Annotated in this window: 14 protein-coding genes; 10 read left to right on the top strand and 4 right to left on the bottom strand. The window is 68.0% G+C overall.

Features of this window, described 5'->3' with window-relative positions; all coding sequences use genetic code 11:
* Positions 1-93 precede the first annotated feature (93 nt).
* The 3 genes from IT306_16840 to IT306_16830 all read left to right on the top strand — a co-directional run bounded on the left by IT306_16840 (position 94) and on the right by IT306_16830 (position 2,852).
* A complete protein-coding gene (locus IT306_16840; GenBank protein ID MCC7370095.1) occupies positions 94-795 on the top strand; it encodes a response regulator transcription factor in 702 nt (233 codons plus the stop codon).
* Positions 792-2,483 carry a HAMP domain-containing histidine kinase gene (locus IT306_16835; GenBank protein ID MCC7370094.1) on the top strand — a complete coding sequence of 564 codons (1,692 nt, stop codon included), beginning with the start codon at positions 792-794 and terminating at the stop codon, positions 2,481-2,483. The genes IT306_16840 and IT306_16835 overlap by 4 nt, the downstream gene beginning before the upstream one ends.
* Positions 2,484-2,651: 168 nt before the next feature.
* Positions 2,652-2,852 carry a hypothetical protein gene (locus IT306_16830; GenBank protein ID MCC7370093.1) on the top strand — a complete coding sequence of 67 codons (201 nt, stop codon included), beginning with the start codon at positions 2,652-2,654 and terminating at the stop codon, positions 2,850-2,852.
* Positions 2,853-2,869: 17 nt separating this feature from the next.
* Here the strand turns inward: IT306_16830 and IT306_16825 are convergent, their stop codons facing one another.
* The 4 genes from IT306_16825 to IT306_16810 all read right to left on the bottom strand — a co-directional run bounded on the left by IT306_16825 (position 2,870) and on the right by IT306_16810 (position 6,687).
* Positions 2,870-4,561 (bottom strand): peptide ABC transporter substrate-binding protein, encoded by a 1,692-nt coding sequence (locus IT306_16825; protein ID MCC7370092.1) that lies wholly within the window; start codon positions 4,559-4,561, stop codon positions 2,870-2,872.
* A 70-nt stretch (positions 4,562-4,631) separates the two neighbouring features.
* Entirely contained in the window at positions 4,632-4,856 is a 225-nt protein-coding gene (gene secG / locus IT306_16820) for a preprotein translocase subunit SecG (protein MCC7370091.1), read from the bottom strand.
* Between the two features lie 96 nt (positions 4,857-4,952).
* Entirely contained in the window at positions 4,953-6,272 is a 1,320-nt protein-coding gene (locus tag IT306_16815; GenBank protein ID MCC7370090.1) for a YvcK family protein, read from the bottom strand.
* Positions 6,273-6,312: 40 nt separating this feature from the next.
* Entirely contained in the window at positions 6,313-6,687 is a 375-nt protein-coding gene (locus IT306_16810) for a phage holin family protein (protein MCC7370089.1), read from the bottom strand.
* Positions 6,688-7,342: 655 nt separating this feature from the next.
* Here IT306_16810 and rpsB point away from each other — a divergent pair.
* From rpsB to IT306_16775, 7 genes are all read left to right on the top strand, one after another.
* The gene (rpsB, locus tag IT306_16805; protein ID MCC7370088.1) at positions 7,343-8,260 is read left to right on the top strand and encodes a 30S ribosomal protein S2; all 918 of its coding nucleotides are present in this window, start codon (positions 7,343-7,345) and stop codon (positions 8,258-8,260) included.
* A 161-nt stretch (positions 8,261-8,421) separates the two neighbouring features.
* Positions 8,422-8,922, top strand: coding sequence for a translation elongation factor Ts (gene tsf / locus IT306_16800; GenBank protein ID MCC7370087.1), 501 nt, complete (start codon positions 8,422-8,424; stop codon positions 8,920-8,922).
* A 30-nt stretch (positions 8,923-8,952) separates the two neighbouring features.
* Complete coding sequence (locus IT306_16795; GenBank protein MCC7370086.1) at positions 8,953-9,702, top strand: UMP kinase; 750 nt, start codon at positions 8,953-8,955, stop codon at positions 9,700-9,702.
* 56 nt (positions 9,703-9,758) lie between these two features.
* On the top strand, positions 9,759-10,280 hold the full coding sequence (gene frr, locus IT306_16790; protein MCC7370085.1) for a ribosome recycling factor: 522 nt from the start codon (positions 9,759-9,761) through the stop codon (positions 10,278-10,280).
* On the top strand, positions 10,280-11,044 hold the full coding sequence (locus IT306_16785; protein ID MCC7370084.1) for an isoprenyl transferase: 765 nt from the start codon (positions 10,280-10,282) through the stop codon (positions 11,042-11,044). Before frr ends, IT306_16785 begins: the two co-directional genes overlap by 1 nt.
* A 72-nt stretch (positions 11,045-11,116) precedes the next feature.
* Positions 11,117-11,941, top strand: a complete 825-nt coding sequence (locus tag IT306_16780) for a phosphatidate cytidylyltransferase (protein MCC7370083.1) — start codon at positions 11,117-11,119, stop codon at positions 11,939-11,941.
* Positions 11,938-13,098: a 1-deoxy-D-xylulose-5-phosphate reductoisomerase gene (locus tag IT306_16775; protein MCC7370082.1), complete on the top strand. Its 1,161-nt coding sequence runs from the start codon at positions 11,938-11,940 to the stop codon at positions 13,096-13,098. Before IT306_16780 ends, IT306_16775 begins: the two co-directional genes overlap by 4 nt.
* The last annotated feature ends 11 nt before the right edge of the window (positions 13,099-13,109 follow it).

Raw genomic sequence — 13,109 nt, 5'->3', positions numbered from 1 at the left:
GGTTGGCGACCGATCAGGCACCGCACGGCGCTACCATCCATCATGAGACCACCACATCGCGCGCATATCGTGCGCGCGGCCAGTGAGGCGACCGTGGCAACCATCGTCGTGGCTGAGGACGAACGCGATCTGAACGCCCTGGTTCGCCGCCACCTGGAGGACGAGGGGCACCGGGTGGTCCAGGTGTACGACGGCGCGGATGCTGTCGCCGCCGTCCAGCGCGAACGACCTGACCTGCTCATCCTCGACTGGATGATGCCGAAGATGGACGGCCTGGAGGTCTGCCGGCGGGTCCGGCGCGACTCCATCGTCCCAATCCTGATGCTGACGGCGCGCTCAGAGGAGATCGACCGGGTGCTCGGGCTGGAGGTCGGCGCGGACGACTACCTGACCAAGCCGTTCGGCGTCCGCGAGCTGCTGGCCCGGGTCAAGGCGATGCTCCGGCGGGTTGAGTTGTTCCGCGAGGCCGCCACCGACGAGGCCCCGCCGATTCTCCGGGCCGGGGCACTGACCGTCGATCTGGGCCAGCACACCGTGACGGTGGATGGCGCGCCAGTAGATCTGACGCCGAAGGAGTTCGATCTGCTGGCTCTGCTGGTCAAGAACCCTGGCCGCGCGTTCGCCCGCGACTACCTGCTGGAACGGGTCTGGGGCTACGAGTACGGCGGCTTCGACCGTACGGTAGACACGCACGTGCTGCGGCTCCGGAAGAAGCTGGGGACGTGCGGCGACCAGATCGAGACGGTCTGGGGCGTCGGCTACCGGCTGGCCAGCCTCCCACACAGCGCGCCATGAGACGCCGCCTGCGCCGGCTGCGCTGGCAACTGACGCTCTCGCACCTCGTCGCCATCGTGGTGACGCTGGTCAGCATGATCGCGGCCATCTTCATCTTCGCCGGCTCGTGGATCGCTGTGCAGACGAGCCCGAACCGCGAGCCGGCGAACGATGCCCGCATCGTGGCGCGCTCCATCGGCGCCCTGGCCGAGTCGCCGACCGACCGCGACACGCTGAACCTGATCCTGCGGTCGCTGGTGCGGGGCACGCTCCGCCCGCAGATCGGACCGGGGCCGTTCGCACCGGAGCCGGCCTCGCGTATGGAGGGTATCGGGCCATCGTTGCGCGGCCTCAGCTACATCGCGGTGGTGGGGCCGAACGGCGAGGTGCTGGCCAGCTCAGACGGGGCCGGCGCGGCGTTTTCGCCGCCCGAGCGCTCCGAGTGGGACGCGCTCGTCAGGGCGGCTCGCTCCGGCGAGCGCAACACGGCCGATCTCACCCGCCGCCGAAGCGGTCCGGGGCCGGTCGCGCTCGGGGCGTATCCGGTTGTCGGGCTGATGGACGGCCCACCCTGGATGGCGAATGCGAACGCACCGTTGTCAACCGTGGTGATCGTGGCCAAGCGCGAGCTGACCGAGGCCACACCCGTCCGGGCGATGTTGCGCGGCATTCTGCTGTTCGGCGCAGCGACGCTGGCGATGCTCAGCTCGTCATTCCTGTTCGCGCTGGCATCGGCTGCCCTAGTCGGGTACGTGCTGGCCCGGACACTGGTGCGGCGGCTGGAACAGGTCGGGACGGCTGCCGAGTCGCTGGCGGCCGGCGCACTCGACACGCGCGTTGCCGAAGGCCCCGACGACGAGGTCGGACAGCTCGCCCGCCGTTTCAACGTGATGGCTGAGCGGCTGACCTCCACCGTCGCGCAGTTGGACTCGCGCACCCGCGAGGCTGAATCCGCGCTGGCGGCCAAGCGCGAGCTGGTCGCCAACGTCTCCCACGAGCTGCGGACGCCGCTGGCCTCGATCAGCGGCCACGCCGAGTCCCTGCTGATGCTCGGCGAGACGGCCACCTCTGCGCGGCGGGCCGAGTCGCTGACGGTGCTGCACCGCGAGGCGCAGCAGCTCAGCCGGCTGGTGGACGACCTGTTCCTGCTCTCGACTACCGAGTCTGGCGGGCTGCGCCTGGCGCTCCGCAGCATCGATCTGGGGGGCGTACTGGAGGAGGTCACGGCGACCTTCCGCCCGCTTGCCCGCCGTGAGGGGCATATCACCGTCCTCCTGGATGCTCCCGAGTCGCTGCCGGCCGTCCGCGCCGACCGCGAGCGGGTGATTCAGGTGCTCGGCAACCTCGTCCGCAACGCCCTGCGCCACACGCCAGAGGGCGGAATCGTCTCGTTGCAGGCAGCCGTCGTCGGAGACGCCGTTCAGGTGACCGTCGCCGACACCGGCGCAGGCATCCCGGCCGAGGAGCTGGACCGCATCTTCGAGCGTTTCGTGCGCGGCGACGACGCCCGTGACCGCGCCAGCGGCGGGGCCGGACTCGGACTCGCTATCGTGCGCGAGCTGGTCGAGGCGATGGCGGGCCAGGTCGCCGCCGAGAGCGTTGTCGGTGAGGGCAGTCGCTTCAGTTTCACGCTGCCCCGCTCGGCTGCGCCGCCCGATGTGCCGCCCGACGCGCAGCGAAACTCTGACGCCGGCCTCACGCACGCCTGACGCTGACCTGACCCAGCGCCATCACGACAACGGATTCGTCCCCGTTCTGACTGTTAGATCAGGAAAATCCGCCGATAGTAAGACTAACCGCAGGGATGCGGCGGACATCACGGAAGCTCTCGTAGGGAGGTGATCCCGCGGTCGAGGGCCAGCTAAAGGGAGGTAGCCATGAAGGCAGTCGGACGGTACGATTCAGCTCTACAAATGTTTGTCGAAGATACTCGTGAGCCGGACATGAATCGGCTGACGTTCCTTCGCTGGCTGATCGAGAACGACCGCCTGGAGCACGGTGTTGTTGGTCCCGCGAGCGGCGAGCTGGTCGTCGCGATGGCCAAGGCCGAGCTTGCAGAACTCCCGCTGGCGAGCTGACCGTCGATCGCCCTGAATCACCAACCCAGCATTCGCGAGGCCCGCGCCGTGACCACGGCGCGGGCCTCTTGCCATGCTGTCGGCGTGGCAACCCGACGCCAGTCGCCAACCCCGCGCAGCCTCGACGACGAATCGGGCAGCGGATCGGCGGCGACGCCCCAGACATCGCGCGCCACGGCGAACGTGAAGACCGGGTGGTACAGCGTCAAGGCCGGCTGCGCCTCGGCCCAGCGTGCCTGGAAGTGTAGGTAGGCGTTTCGGCGCAGCTCCCGGTCTGGCTCCTGCCGCCCGACCTCCAGCCACTTGTCGACGTCGGGATCGTTGAACCCGACGTAGTTGCCGCCAGACACGCCGATCTGGCTCGAATGCCACTGCGGGTAGACATCGGGGTCGCTGCCCATGTTCCACTGGCCGACGAGCGCCACCTCGAAGCGGCGTGGCTCCAGAAAATCGTCTACCAGCTCGTCGGGCGGCAACGGCCGCACCGCCAGCCGCACCCCGATGGTCGCCACCTGGGCGGCCAGTACGCGGGCCACCGCCAGCCGTTCAGGGGTGTCGGCCGTGAGCATGGTCAGCTGCAAGGGGACGCCGCCTCGCAGACGGATGCCATCCGGGCCGGGTTGCCAGCCGGCTTCGGTGAGCAGGGCGGCTGCCCCGGCCGGATCGTAGCTGGCGGCGGCTGGTGCACGCGCGTAGGCCCACGACTGCACCGGCAACGGCCCGTTGGCCGGCTCCCCCTGGCCGTCGAGCGCATCGCGGATGAGCGCCTCGCGGTCGAGCGCCAGCGCGAGCGCCCGCCGGACGGCTGTCTCCTTGAGGATAGCCTGATCGACGTTGAACAGGACAGTGGCCGTCTTGGCGCGCTCGGGAAAGGCGTAGAGCACCTGTCCCGGCCAGGCGGCGACTGCGCGGGCCTCATCAGGGCGCAGGCCGGCCAGCCCCTCGATCTCGCCGCTCAGCAACGCCTGGACGGCGGCCGGGCGCTCCGGATAGATCCGCAGCTCGATCTGCCCGAGGGTGGGCGCGGGGCCATGATAGTGTGCGTTCCGCACCAGCACCAGCCGGTCAGGGTCGAACGAGGCCACCCGATACGGGCCGCTCCCGACCGGCCGGCGATTGAACGGATCGAGCGGCAGGGTCGCAGCCGTCACGCCCTCAAAGGCGTGGCGTGGGAGCAATCCCAGCGTCAGGTGCTCCGGAAACGAGGCCAGCGGCGTGGGCAGGCGGAAGCGCACCGTACGTGGATCGACCACCTCAAGCCCGATCCCTCGCCACAACTCGGCAAGCTCCTGGCTGCCCTGGTGGTCGGGCGCTTGCACCAGCCGCACCGTGAACTGCACGTCGGCGGCGGTCAGCGGCTCGCCGTCATCCCAGAGCAGGCCATCACGCAGCCGCACGAGGTACGCCCGCCCGTCGTCCTCGACGTCCAGCCGCTCGGCAAGATCGAGCGTCACGTTGCCCACGGCATCCGTGCGCGTCAACGACGAGAAGACCAGGGGCAGCACATCCTGGCCGGCCAGCGAGTACGGCGCCAGGATCGGGTTGAGCAGCGGCGCCTCGCCGGCCACGCCCTCAACGTAGCGATCGGGCGCGACGGCTGGCGGCACCAGGATCAGCAGTCCGACCACGAAGAGGATCGGCAGCAGCACCAGCGCCGCGCCGACGCCGCCCACGATCCACGGCCACCGCCGGGGTCGCCGGGGCCACATCGAGACGGCCTGCACACGCCGTGCAGACCGCCGTTGCGTCGCTCCCGCCCGGAAGTACCGGGACAGCACGCTAGAAGGTGCTAAGCGCGACGCTCAGGATCGAGACCAGGACAAACAGCACGGCCAGCCCAATCGTGACGTTGAACAGCGTCTTCTCAACGCCGCGCCGGGTGCGGTAGATCGACGAGTCCGAGCTGAAGGTTGCCGAAAAGCCCGAGCCGCGCGCCTGGAGCAGCAGCACGCAGATCAGGACGACCGAGACCAGGATCTGCACGATATAGAGATAGGTATTCATCAGGACGTCCCTCCCAGCAGGCGCGCGACAGTAGTATACGGGTGCGCCAGCGCGCGGCGGCCACGACAGACCGCGTCGGCCGTTGCGCCAACAGCGTCAGATGCTCGACGCCGCTGCCGCCGAGCGCACCGCCCCGTTGCTGCTGCCGTTCATCCGACGCCGCTCGTACACCTGCTCGACCGCCGCCGCCAATCGCTCCGGGCTGTGGCGCAGCGCGTTGTGCGGATCGACCACGTCGTGCAACGCCACGTCGATGCCCATCTCCTCGATCGCGTCGATGTCCGCCACGACGTGCTGCACGTTCCACTCGGGCTTGATCGCGCCGGCGTGGTTGCTGTTCGCCAGCACCACGTCTATCGGCGTCCCTCGAAGATGCTTGAGCAGCGCCCGGACATGATCGCTGGCCCGGAACTCGTCCGTCTCGCCCGGCTGCGTCGCGACGTTACAGACGTACACCCGCAGCGCTTCTGTCGAGGCGACGGCCTTGGCGATGCCGTCCACCAGCAGGTTCGGCAGGATGCTGGTGTAGAGGCTGCCCGGCCCGACGATCACGATATCGGCGTCCAGAATGGCGCGGACGGCGTCCGGGAAGGCGGCCGGCCGCTCCGGCTGGAGGTAGACCCGCTTGATCGGCAAGTTGGCCGCCGAGATGTTGGACTCGCCAAGCACGTGGGCATCGTCCGCCAGCTCCGCGCCGAGCACGACGTTCTCCAGCGTGGACGGGATAATCTGCCCACGGACCGCCAGCACCCGGCTGGCCTCACGGATAGCCTCCTCGAAGTTGCCGGTGATGCCGCTCATCGCCACGATGAACAGGTTGCCGAAGCTGTGCCCTTCCAGGCCGCTCCCCTGGGCGAAGCGGTACTGGAACAGCCGCGACATCAACGGCTCGGCGTCGGCCAACGCCACGATACAGTTGCGGAAGTCGCCGGGCGGCAGCACGCCGAGGTCGCGACGCAGGCGACCGGAGCTGCCGCCATCGTCCGCCACCGTCACGATGGCCGTGATGTTGGCCGAGTAGTTCTTGAGGCCGCGCAGCATGGTCGAGAGGCCGGTGCCGCCGCCGATGGTGACGATCTTCGGTCCGCGCTCGCGCTGCCGATAGCCAACCAGCGTATCGACGATGCCCACGCCCGTCTGCTGGCGTGCCAGCGGCGCCGCGAGGTTTCGGTTCAGCTTCACGACGGCCAGCGCCGTCACCGCCACGCCCGCCAGCACAAACAGCAGGCCGCGCAGCCAGCGTGGCAAGAACTGCAGCGTCAGGTACGCTGCCTCGGACGGGAGCGGCACGTTCCGGTACAGCTCGACAAAGAGGTACGCGAAGCCGAGGGCCAGCACCACCAGCCCGACGAACGTCAGGCCGAGCCAGCGCTTGATGCGGTAGCCAGGTATCAGGAGCTTCAGCAGACGCATCATCGCGCCAGTTGCACCGTGATGCGGGACCGTGTAGTCAGGCTCATCGCTCCTCAAGATAGTTGTCGGCAGCGGCGACGCAGATGGTGACGGCCAGCGAGCCGATCAGCGCGCCGGTGAAACCTTGCACGCTCATGCCGTAGTCAGACAAGAGCCGGGCGGCCAGCCAGAAGACGAGCGCGTTCACCACGAAGGTGAAGAGGCCAAGGGTCACGAAGTTCAGCGGACAGGTGACCAGGAGGAGGATCGGACGGAGGATCGCGTTCAACAGACCCAGCACCACCGCGAACAGGAGCGCGACGGCCAGGCCAGACACCCGCACAACTTGCCACTCTGGCGGCGCGAACTGCTCCAGCAGCCATTGGACCAGCAACACCGCGCCCGCGCTGACGGCCAGACGAACAAGCAGCTTCGACATGCACCGCACCCTGCCTTGCGGACATCATCGCACCGCCGGCGGGCGGCGCACATACTGGCGCACGCACCGCCGAATCTGGCGCTTCTCTGCAGCAATACTGCCAGGGAGACAGAAGCCGCGCAAGAGGCGGGACGCTCCCCGGCCTCGTCCACACACGAACCACAACCGCCCCTCAACCACCTGACGACGGTGCGGCAAGCTCCAGCGGCGCCCGGTCAGGGCCATTGCCTGTTCGCTGGTGTACCCGAAGCATCATGGAACGGGCGGTCGGGGACTGAAGTCCCCGCCTACAGTCACGCCGTCGCTGCGCGACGGCCGCCGGGAATGCCAGGCACTGGTGCGACCGGGGCGTCGCGCAGCGACTGCAGGATCGTAGGCGGGGCTTTCAAGCCCCGACGCGGCGGCACGACGACATCAACATGCAATCGCCCTGGGCGCCCGGTCCTCTTTATTGTGGGGCCGTTTTTCGCGGTGCTATACTCGCAGGCTGCTGCTACGCAGCGATTCTGCACGCGCTCGGACCGAGCGGCACGTGCCCCGCAGTTGTTGCATCAGACCGTCGATGGTCTGTCACCACGCCTCGGGGTTCCCGCCGGGTTGAAGGGCGCGGAAGACGAAACGTACAGGAGAGTACCTCGTGGCCAGTCCCGTTCAGATGAAGACCCTGCTGGAAGCCGGCGTGCATTTCGGACATCAGACCCGCCGCTGGGATCCGAAGATGCGCCCGTTCATTTTCACGGAGCGCAACGGCATCCATATCATCGACCTCCAGCAGACGGTCCGGCGTCTCGAAGATGCCATGACCTGGGTGCGCGAGTTCGTGGCTGGCGGCGGCACGCTGATGTTCGTCGGCACCAAGAAGCAGGCCCAGGAGACGATCGAGGAAGAGGCGCGGCGCTGCAACATGCCGTTCGTCAATCGCCGCTGGATGGGCGGCATGCTGACGAACTTCCAGACCATCCTCAACCGCATCAAGCGCCTCGAACAGCTCAACCAGATGAGCGAGGAAGGCGAGCTCGACAAGCTGCCCAAGAAGGAAGCGATCAAGCTCATCGACGAGATGGAGCGGCTTGAGCGGCTGCTCGGCGGCATGAAGAAGCAGTACCGGACCCCGGGCGCGATCTTCGTCGTCGATCCGCACCGCGAGCAGATCGCCATCGCCGAAGCCCGCCGCAGCGAGATCGAGATCGTCGCGATGGTCGACACGAACTGCAACCCGGACCAGATCGACTACCCGATCCCGGCCAACGACGACGCGATCCGCGCGATTCGCCTGCTGACGGGCAAGATCGCGGATGCGGTGCTCGAAGGCGTGGCGCAGCGCGAGGCCGCCTCCGGAGCGCGCGATGCTGAGGCCGATTCGGCCGAGGGCGACGATCTGGACGCGAAGGCCGTGGGCGGCCTGGTCTTCACGCCGGATGATTTCGCGCCGGGCGAGTCGGCTGAGGTCAGCCCCGCTGCCGAGCCGGCCGCCGAGGCCACGCCAGCGGCTGAGGCACCGGCTCCGGCCGCTGTCGCGACGGCCGAGACTCCGGCCGAAGCCCCGGCCGCGGCGACCAACGCGGCTGAGTAGCCGGCCTGACCAGCATCACAATCTGTAGTGGCCCGACACTTCGGGCCACCATCCTACTGAGCAATGAGCGGCGGGGCGGGGGAAGCCCAACCGAGGGGAGTTCCTGACCGGCGCCGGACGACGGGCGACACGCGCCGCACGGGCGCGGACAGAGGTGGAACGTGGCGGTAGATACCAGCAAGATCAAGATGCTTCGGGACGAGACCGGTGCGCCGGTCATGGACTGCAAGCGGGCGCTCGAAGAGTCCGGCGGCAATATGGACAAGGCGCGCCAGTGGCTCCGCGAGCGCGGGGCGGCCATCGCCGAGAAGAAGGCGGGCCGGGTGGCCTCACAGGGGCTTGTCGAGTCGTACATCCACGGCGGCGGCCGCATCGGCGTCATCGTCGAGGTCAACTGCGAGACCGACTTCGTGGCGCGCAGCGACGACTTTAAGAAGCTGGCCCACGACATCGCGATGCAGATCGCTGCGACGAACCCCAAGTACGTCGGCACCGAGGAGGGCATCCCGGACGATCTGCTGCCCGACGAGCAGCCCCTACTTAAGCAGCCGTTCATCCGCGACCCTGGCCAGTCGATCCAACAGCTCGTCCACGAGGCCATCGGCAAGCTCGGCGAGAACATCGTCATTCGGCGGTTCTCGCGCTTCGAGCTTGGCGCCTGAGCCTGTGACGAGCAGTCTGTGAGCGCACTGGTGGACGCCAGCGACTCAGGTCCAGCGAGGCGGTCGGGACTCCAGTACCGACGCGTCATTCTGAAGCTCAGCGGCGAGGCCGTCCAGGGGGACGCGTCCTCGCCCATCGACCATGACGTGCTGGACTACATGGCTCGGCAGGTTGCGCAGATTGTGCGTCTCGGGGTACAGGTTGCCGTCGTCATCGGCGGCGGCAACATCTGGCGCGGCGGCGTCGCCAGCGAGCGTGGCATGGAGCGGGCCACCGCCGACTACATGGGGATGCTCGCCACGGTCATCAACGGCCTGGCGTTGCAGGCGAGCCTCGAACGGCACGGGCAGCACACGCGCGTGCAGAGCGCCATCACCATGTCTGAGGTCTGCGAGCCGTACATCCGCCGCCGTGCGATCCGCCACCTGGAGAAGGGGCGCGTCGTCATTTTCGCGGCGGGAACGGGGAACCCATACTTCAGCACCGACACGACGGCTGCCCTACGTGCCGCCGAGATCGGCGCGGATGTCATCCTGATGGCCAAGAACCGCGTGGACGGCGTCTACGATTCGGACCCGCGCACCAACCCCGAGGCGCAGCGGTTCAGCCGACTGCGCCACATGGAAGCGCTGGAGCGCGGCCTGCGTGTCATGGACACCACCGCGCTCTCGTTGTGCATGGAAAACCGCCTACCAATCGTCGTGTTCGACTTGATGAACGCATCAAACCTGGAGCGCATCGTTCTGGGCGACGAGAACGTCGGCACCGTCATCTCGTGACGTGGAGGTGAGCCGTGAGCGACAGTAGTGCCGTGATTGAGGACTGCGAGCGACGGATGGCGAAGACGCTCGAAGTGCTCCATGCGGACCTCGCAGCGATTCGCACCGGGCGGGCGACGCCCTCGCTCCTCGACAAGGTGCAGGTGGACGCCTGGGGCAGCGCCCAGCCGATTCAGTCCGTCGCCACCATCTCGGTGCCCGAGCCGCGCCTGCTGGTCATCCAGCCGTGGGACAAGAGCCTCATCAGCGCCATCGAGAAGGCGATCCAGAAGTCCGACCTGGGCCTGAACCCGAACAACGATGGCACGGTCATTCGGTTGGCGCTTCCGCAGCTCAACGAGCAGCGGCGCAACGACCTGGCAAAGCAGGTCAAGAAGCGCGCCGAGGAGTCGAAGGTCGCCGTCCGCAACGTCCGCCGCGACGCCGACAACGGCCTCAAGAAGCTGGAGAAGGACGGCAAGCTGTCGCAGGACGACCTGCGCCGCGCCCTCGACCGCGTGCAGAAGCTGACCGATGGCTCGATCAAGCAGGTCGACGAGGCGGCCGACCGCAAGGAGAAGGAGGTCAAGGAAGTTTGATGGCGACTCAGCCCCAGACCCTTGGCAGACCGGCCGAGCAGCTCGCGACCGTCCCGCACCATATCGCGATCATCATGGATGGCAACGGCCGCTGGGCACGCACGCGCGGCCAGGAGCGGCTGCTCGGACACCGCGCCGGCACCGACAACATCCGGACGATCATCGAAGGGTGCGTGGAGCTTGGTGTCAAGATCCTGACGCTCTACGCCTTCTCGACGGAGAACTGGCGCCGGCCGCAGGAGGAGGTCAACGGCCTCTTTCAGATCCTTGCCGACGTTATCGACCGCGAGACTGAGGACTTGCACCGCAACGGGGTCCAGTTGCGGCATCTGGGGAAGCTCGAGGGGCTGCCGGCGACGCTCCAGGAGCGCGTGCGTTACGCGGTCGACCTGACCCGGGACAACTCGCGGCTGATCGTCAACGTGGCGTTCAACTACGGCGGGCGAGATGAGATCATCGAGGCCGCCCGCCGCATGCTGCGCGAGGGCCTGAACCCCGACGACCTGGACGAGAAGACGTTCAGCTCGTACCTGTACACCAGCGGCATGCGCGATCCCGACCTGATCATCCGCACCGCTGGCGAGATGCGCCTGAGCAACTTCCTGATCTGGCAGGCGGCCTACGCCGAATACTGGTCAACGCCACTGTACTGGCCGGACTTCGGCAAGGAAGACCTCGAACGCGCGGTACACGAGTTCGGCGGGCGAGAGCGTCGCTTTGGCAGCCTGACCTCGGTGCGCGGGGGCCTCCTCGATACCGACTGACGGCCGGCCGTCAGGATCGCCCACAGCTGTCAGCGTGCGGAGGCCGTACTCGATGATGTCTGGCCCGGTTCGGTGCTCCGCTTACGCGTCCTAAGCGCCGTCATCGGCGTTCCGGTCCTGCTGTTCGTCGCCATCGCAGGCGGCTGGTGGTTCGTCGTCGCCGTGACGGCCGGCGCAACCGTCGCCATCTTCGAGATGTTCTCGATGCTGCGCGGCGCTGGCTACCGCCCGCTGATGCCGCTGGGCATCGGCCTGACGATGGCCCTGGTGCTCGACGCGCTGGCCCACGACGCCGCGATCATGCCGGCCATCCTGGTGGTCGGCGTGCTGATCGGCTTGTACCAGATGATGCTGCGACCGGACTCCTCGGGGGCGCTGGTGGACTGGGCGTTGACGCTCGCGCCGGCGATCTACGTCGGTGGCACCATGCACTACTTCATCCAGCTCCGGAATCTGCCGGACGGGCTGTTCTGGATGCTGACGGCGCTGATCGGCACCTGGATCTGCGACATCGCCGCCTTCTTCGTGGGGCGGCGCTGGGGCAAGGCCCGGCTGGCGCCCCGCATCAGCCCGGGCAAGTCGGTCGAGGGCGCTGTCGGCGGTCTGGTCGGCGCGGTCCTGGGTATCATGGCGCTCGGTCCGATGCTGGGCGGGGCGCTCGCAACGTTTGGCCTCGGCGGCCCGGCCGTCGTCGGACCGGTCCGGCTGGCCGGCCTCGGCCTGGTCATCGGCGTCTGCGCCATCGTCGGCGACCTGATGGAGTCGTTCATCAAGCGGCAGTGCGGTGCGAAGGATTCCAGCGGCCTCATTCCTGGACATGGCGGCGTCCTCGACCGCATCGACAGCGTCTTGCTGGCGGTGGTTGGGGCATACTTCTATGTGGTGACAACCTCATGAGCGAACGGAAGCGGATCGTCATCCTCGGATCGACCGGATCGATCGGCCGACAGACGCTCGACGTCGTCGCGTGGCACCCAGAGCAGTTCGAGGTCGTCGCGCTGGGCGCACGCAGCGACGCGCCGCTCTTCCGCGAGCAGGTCGCCGCCTTCCGCCCGAAGCTCGCCGCGCTCACGGCCGGCGTAGCCGCCGCCGATGACACCTGGACGCCGGATGGCACGCGCCTCTGCCTGGGAGACCAGTCCCTGGTCGAGCTGGCGACAGCCCCGGACGTGGATCTCGTCGTCGTCGCCACCAGCGGGACGGCCGGTCTCGCGCCGACGGTTGCCGCCCTGAAACTGGGACGCCCGGTCGCACTGGCCAACAAAGAAGTGCTCATCATGGCCGGCCATCTCGTGACGCTGCTGGCCCGCGAGCACAACGCGCCGCTGATCCCCGTCGACTCCGAGCACAGCGCCATCTGGCAGTGCATGCTGGGCGAGACCCGAAAGCGAGTTCAGCGGCTGATCCTGACCGCCTCCGGGGGTGCGTTCCGCGACTTGCCCCTGGCCGACCTGCCGAACGTCACGCCGGCCCAGGCGCTCAAGCACCCGAACTGGTCGATGGGGCCGAAGATCACCGTCGACTCGGCCACCATGATGAACAAGGGCCTTGAGGTGCTCGAAGCGTGCTGGCTGTTCGACATGCAGGTAGATGACGTCCACGTCGTCATGCACCGTGAGAGCATCATCCACTCGCTCATCGAGCTGGTGGACGGCAGTATGAAGGCGCAGATGTCGTTGCCGGACATGCGGCTGCCGATCCAGTTTGCGCTGACCTACCCCGACCGCTTGCCGGCCCCATACACGCCGCTCGATCTCGTGCAGCTCGGCTCGCTGTCGTTCGGCGACGTGGCGCAGGATCGCTTCAGGTGTCTGTACCTGGCCATCGAGGCCGGGCGGCTCGGGGACAGCTACCCGACCGTCATGAACGCTGCGAACGAGGTGGCGGTCGAGCTGTTCCTGGGCGGCGGACTCCGCTTCGACCGCATTCCGTGCATCGTCGAAGAGGTGATGCAGCGGCATGTGCCGATCCGCACGCCCAGCCTGGAGGAAGTCTGCGCCGCCGACGCCTGGGCGCGCGACGCTGGCCGCCGCGTCGCGCTCCAGCCGGCGTGAGCCGGGGTCCA

It is taken from the genome of Chloroflexota bacterium (genome assembly GCA_020850535.1).
GTDB lineage: Bacteria > Chloroflexota > UBA6077 > UBA6077 > JACCZL01 > JADZEM01.
Note: the sequence above shows the minus strand (reverse complement) of the source record. Positions and strands in the feature narration are given on the sequence as shown.

What these genes read in the sequence shown, in the direction of transcription:
- secG (MCC7370091.1), bottom strand. Translation starts at nt 4,856, where the DNA reads ATGAATACCTATCTCTATATCGTGCAGATCCTGGTCTCGGTCGTCCTG.
- IT306_16810 (MCC7370089.1), bottom strand. Translation starts at nt 6,687, where the DNA reads ATGTCGAAGCTGCTTGTTCGTCTGGCCGTCAGCGCGGGCGCGGTGTTG.
- IT306_16785 (MCC7370084.1), top strand. Translation starts at nt 10,280, where the DNA reads ATGGCGACTCAGCCCCAGACCCTTGGCAGACCGGCCGAGCAGCTCGCG.
- IT306_16825 (MCC7370092.1), bottom strand. Translation starts at nt 4,561, where the DNA reads ATGTGGCCCCGGCGACCCCGGCGGTGGCCGTGGATCGTGGGCGGCGTC.
- IT306_16775 (MCC7370082.1), top strand. Translation starts at nt 11,938, where the DNA reads ATGAGCGAACGGAAGCGGATCGTCATCCTCGGATCGACCGGATCGATC.
- IT306_16835 (MCC7370094.1), top strand. Translation starts at nt 792, where the DNA reads ATGAGACGCCGCCTGCGCCGGCTGCGCTGGCAACTGACGCTCTCGCAC.
- frr (MCC7370085.1), top strand. Translation starts at nt 9,759, where the DNA reads ATGGCGAAGACGCTCGAAGTGCTCCATGCGGACCTCGCAGCGATTCGC.
- IT306_16815 (MCC7370090.1), bottom strand. Translation starts at nt 6,272, where the DNA reads ATGATGCGTCTGCTGAAGCTCCTGATACCTGGCTACCGCATCAAGCGC.
- IT306_16830 (MCC7370093.1), top strand. Translation starts at nt 2,652, where the DNA reads ATGAAGGCAGTCGGACGGTACGATTCAGCTCTACAAATGTTTGTCGAA.
- rpsB (MCC7370088.1), top strand. Translation starts at nt 7,343, where the DNA reads ATGAAGACCCTGCTGGAAGCCGGCGTGCATTTCGGACATCAGACCCGC.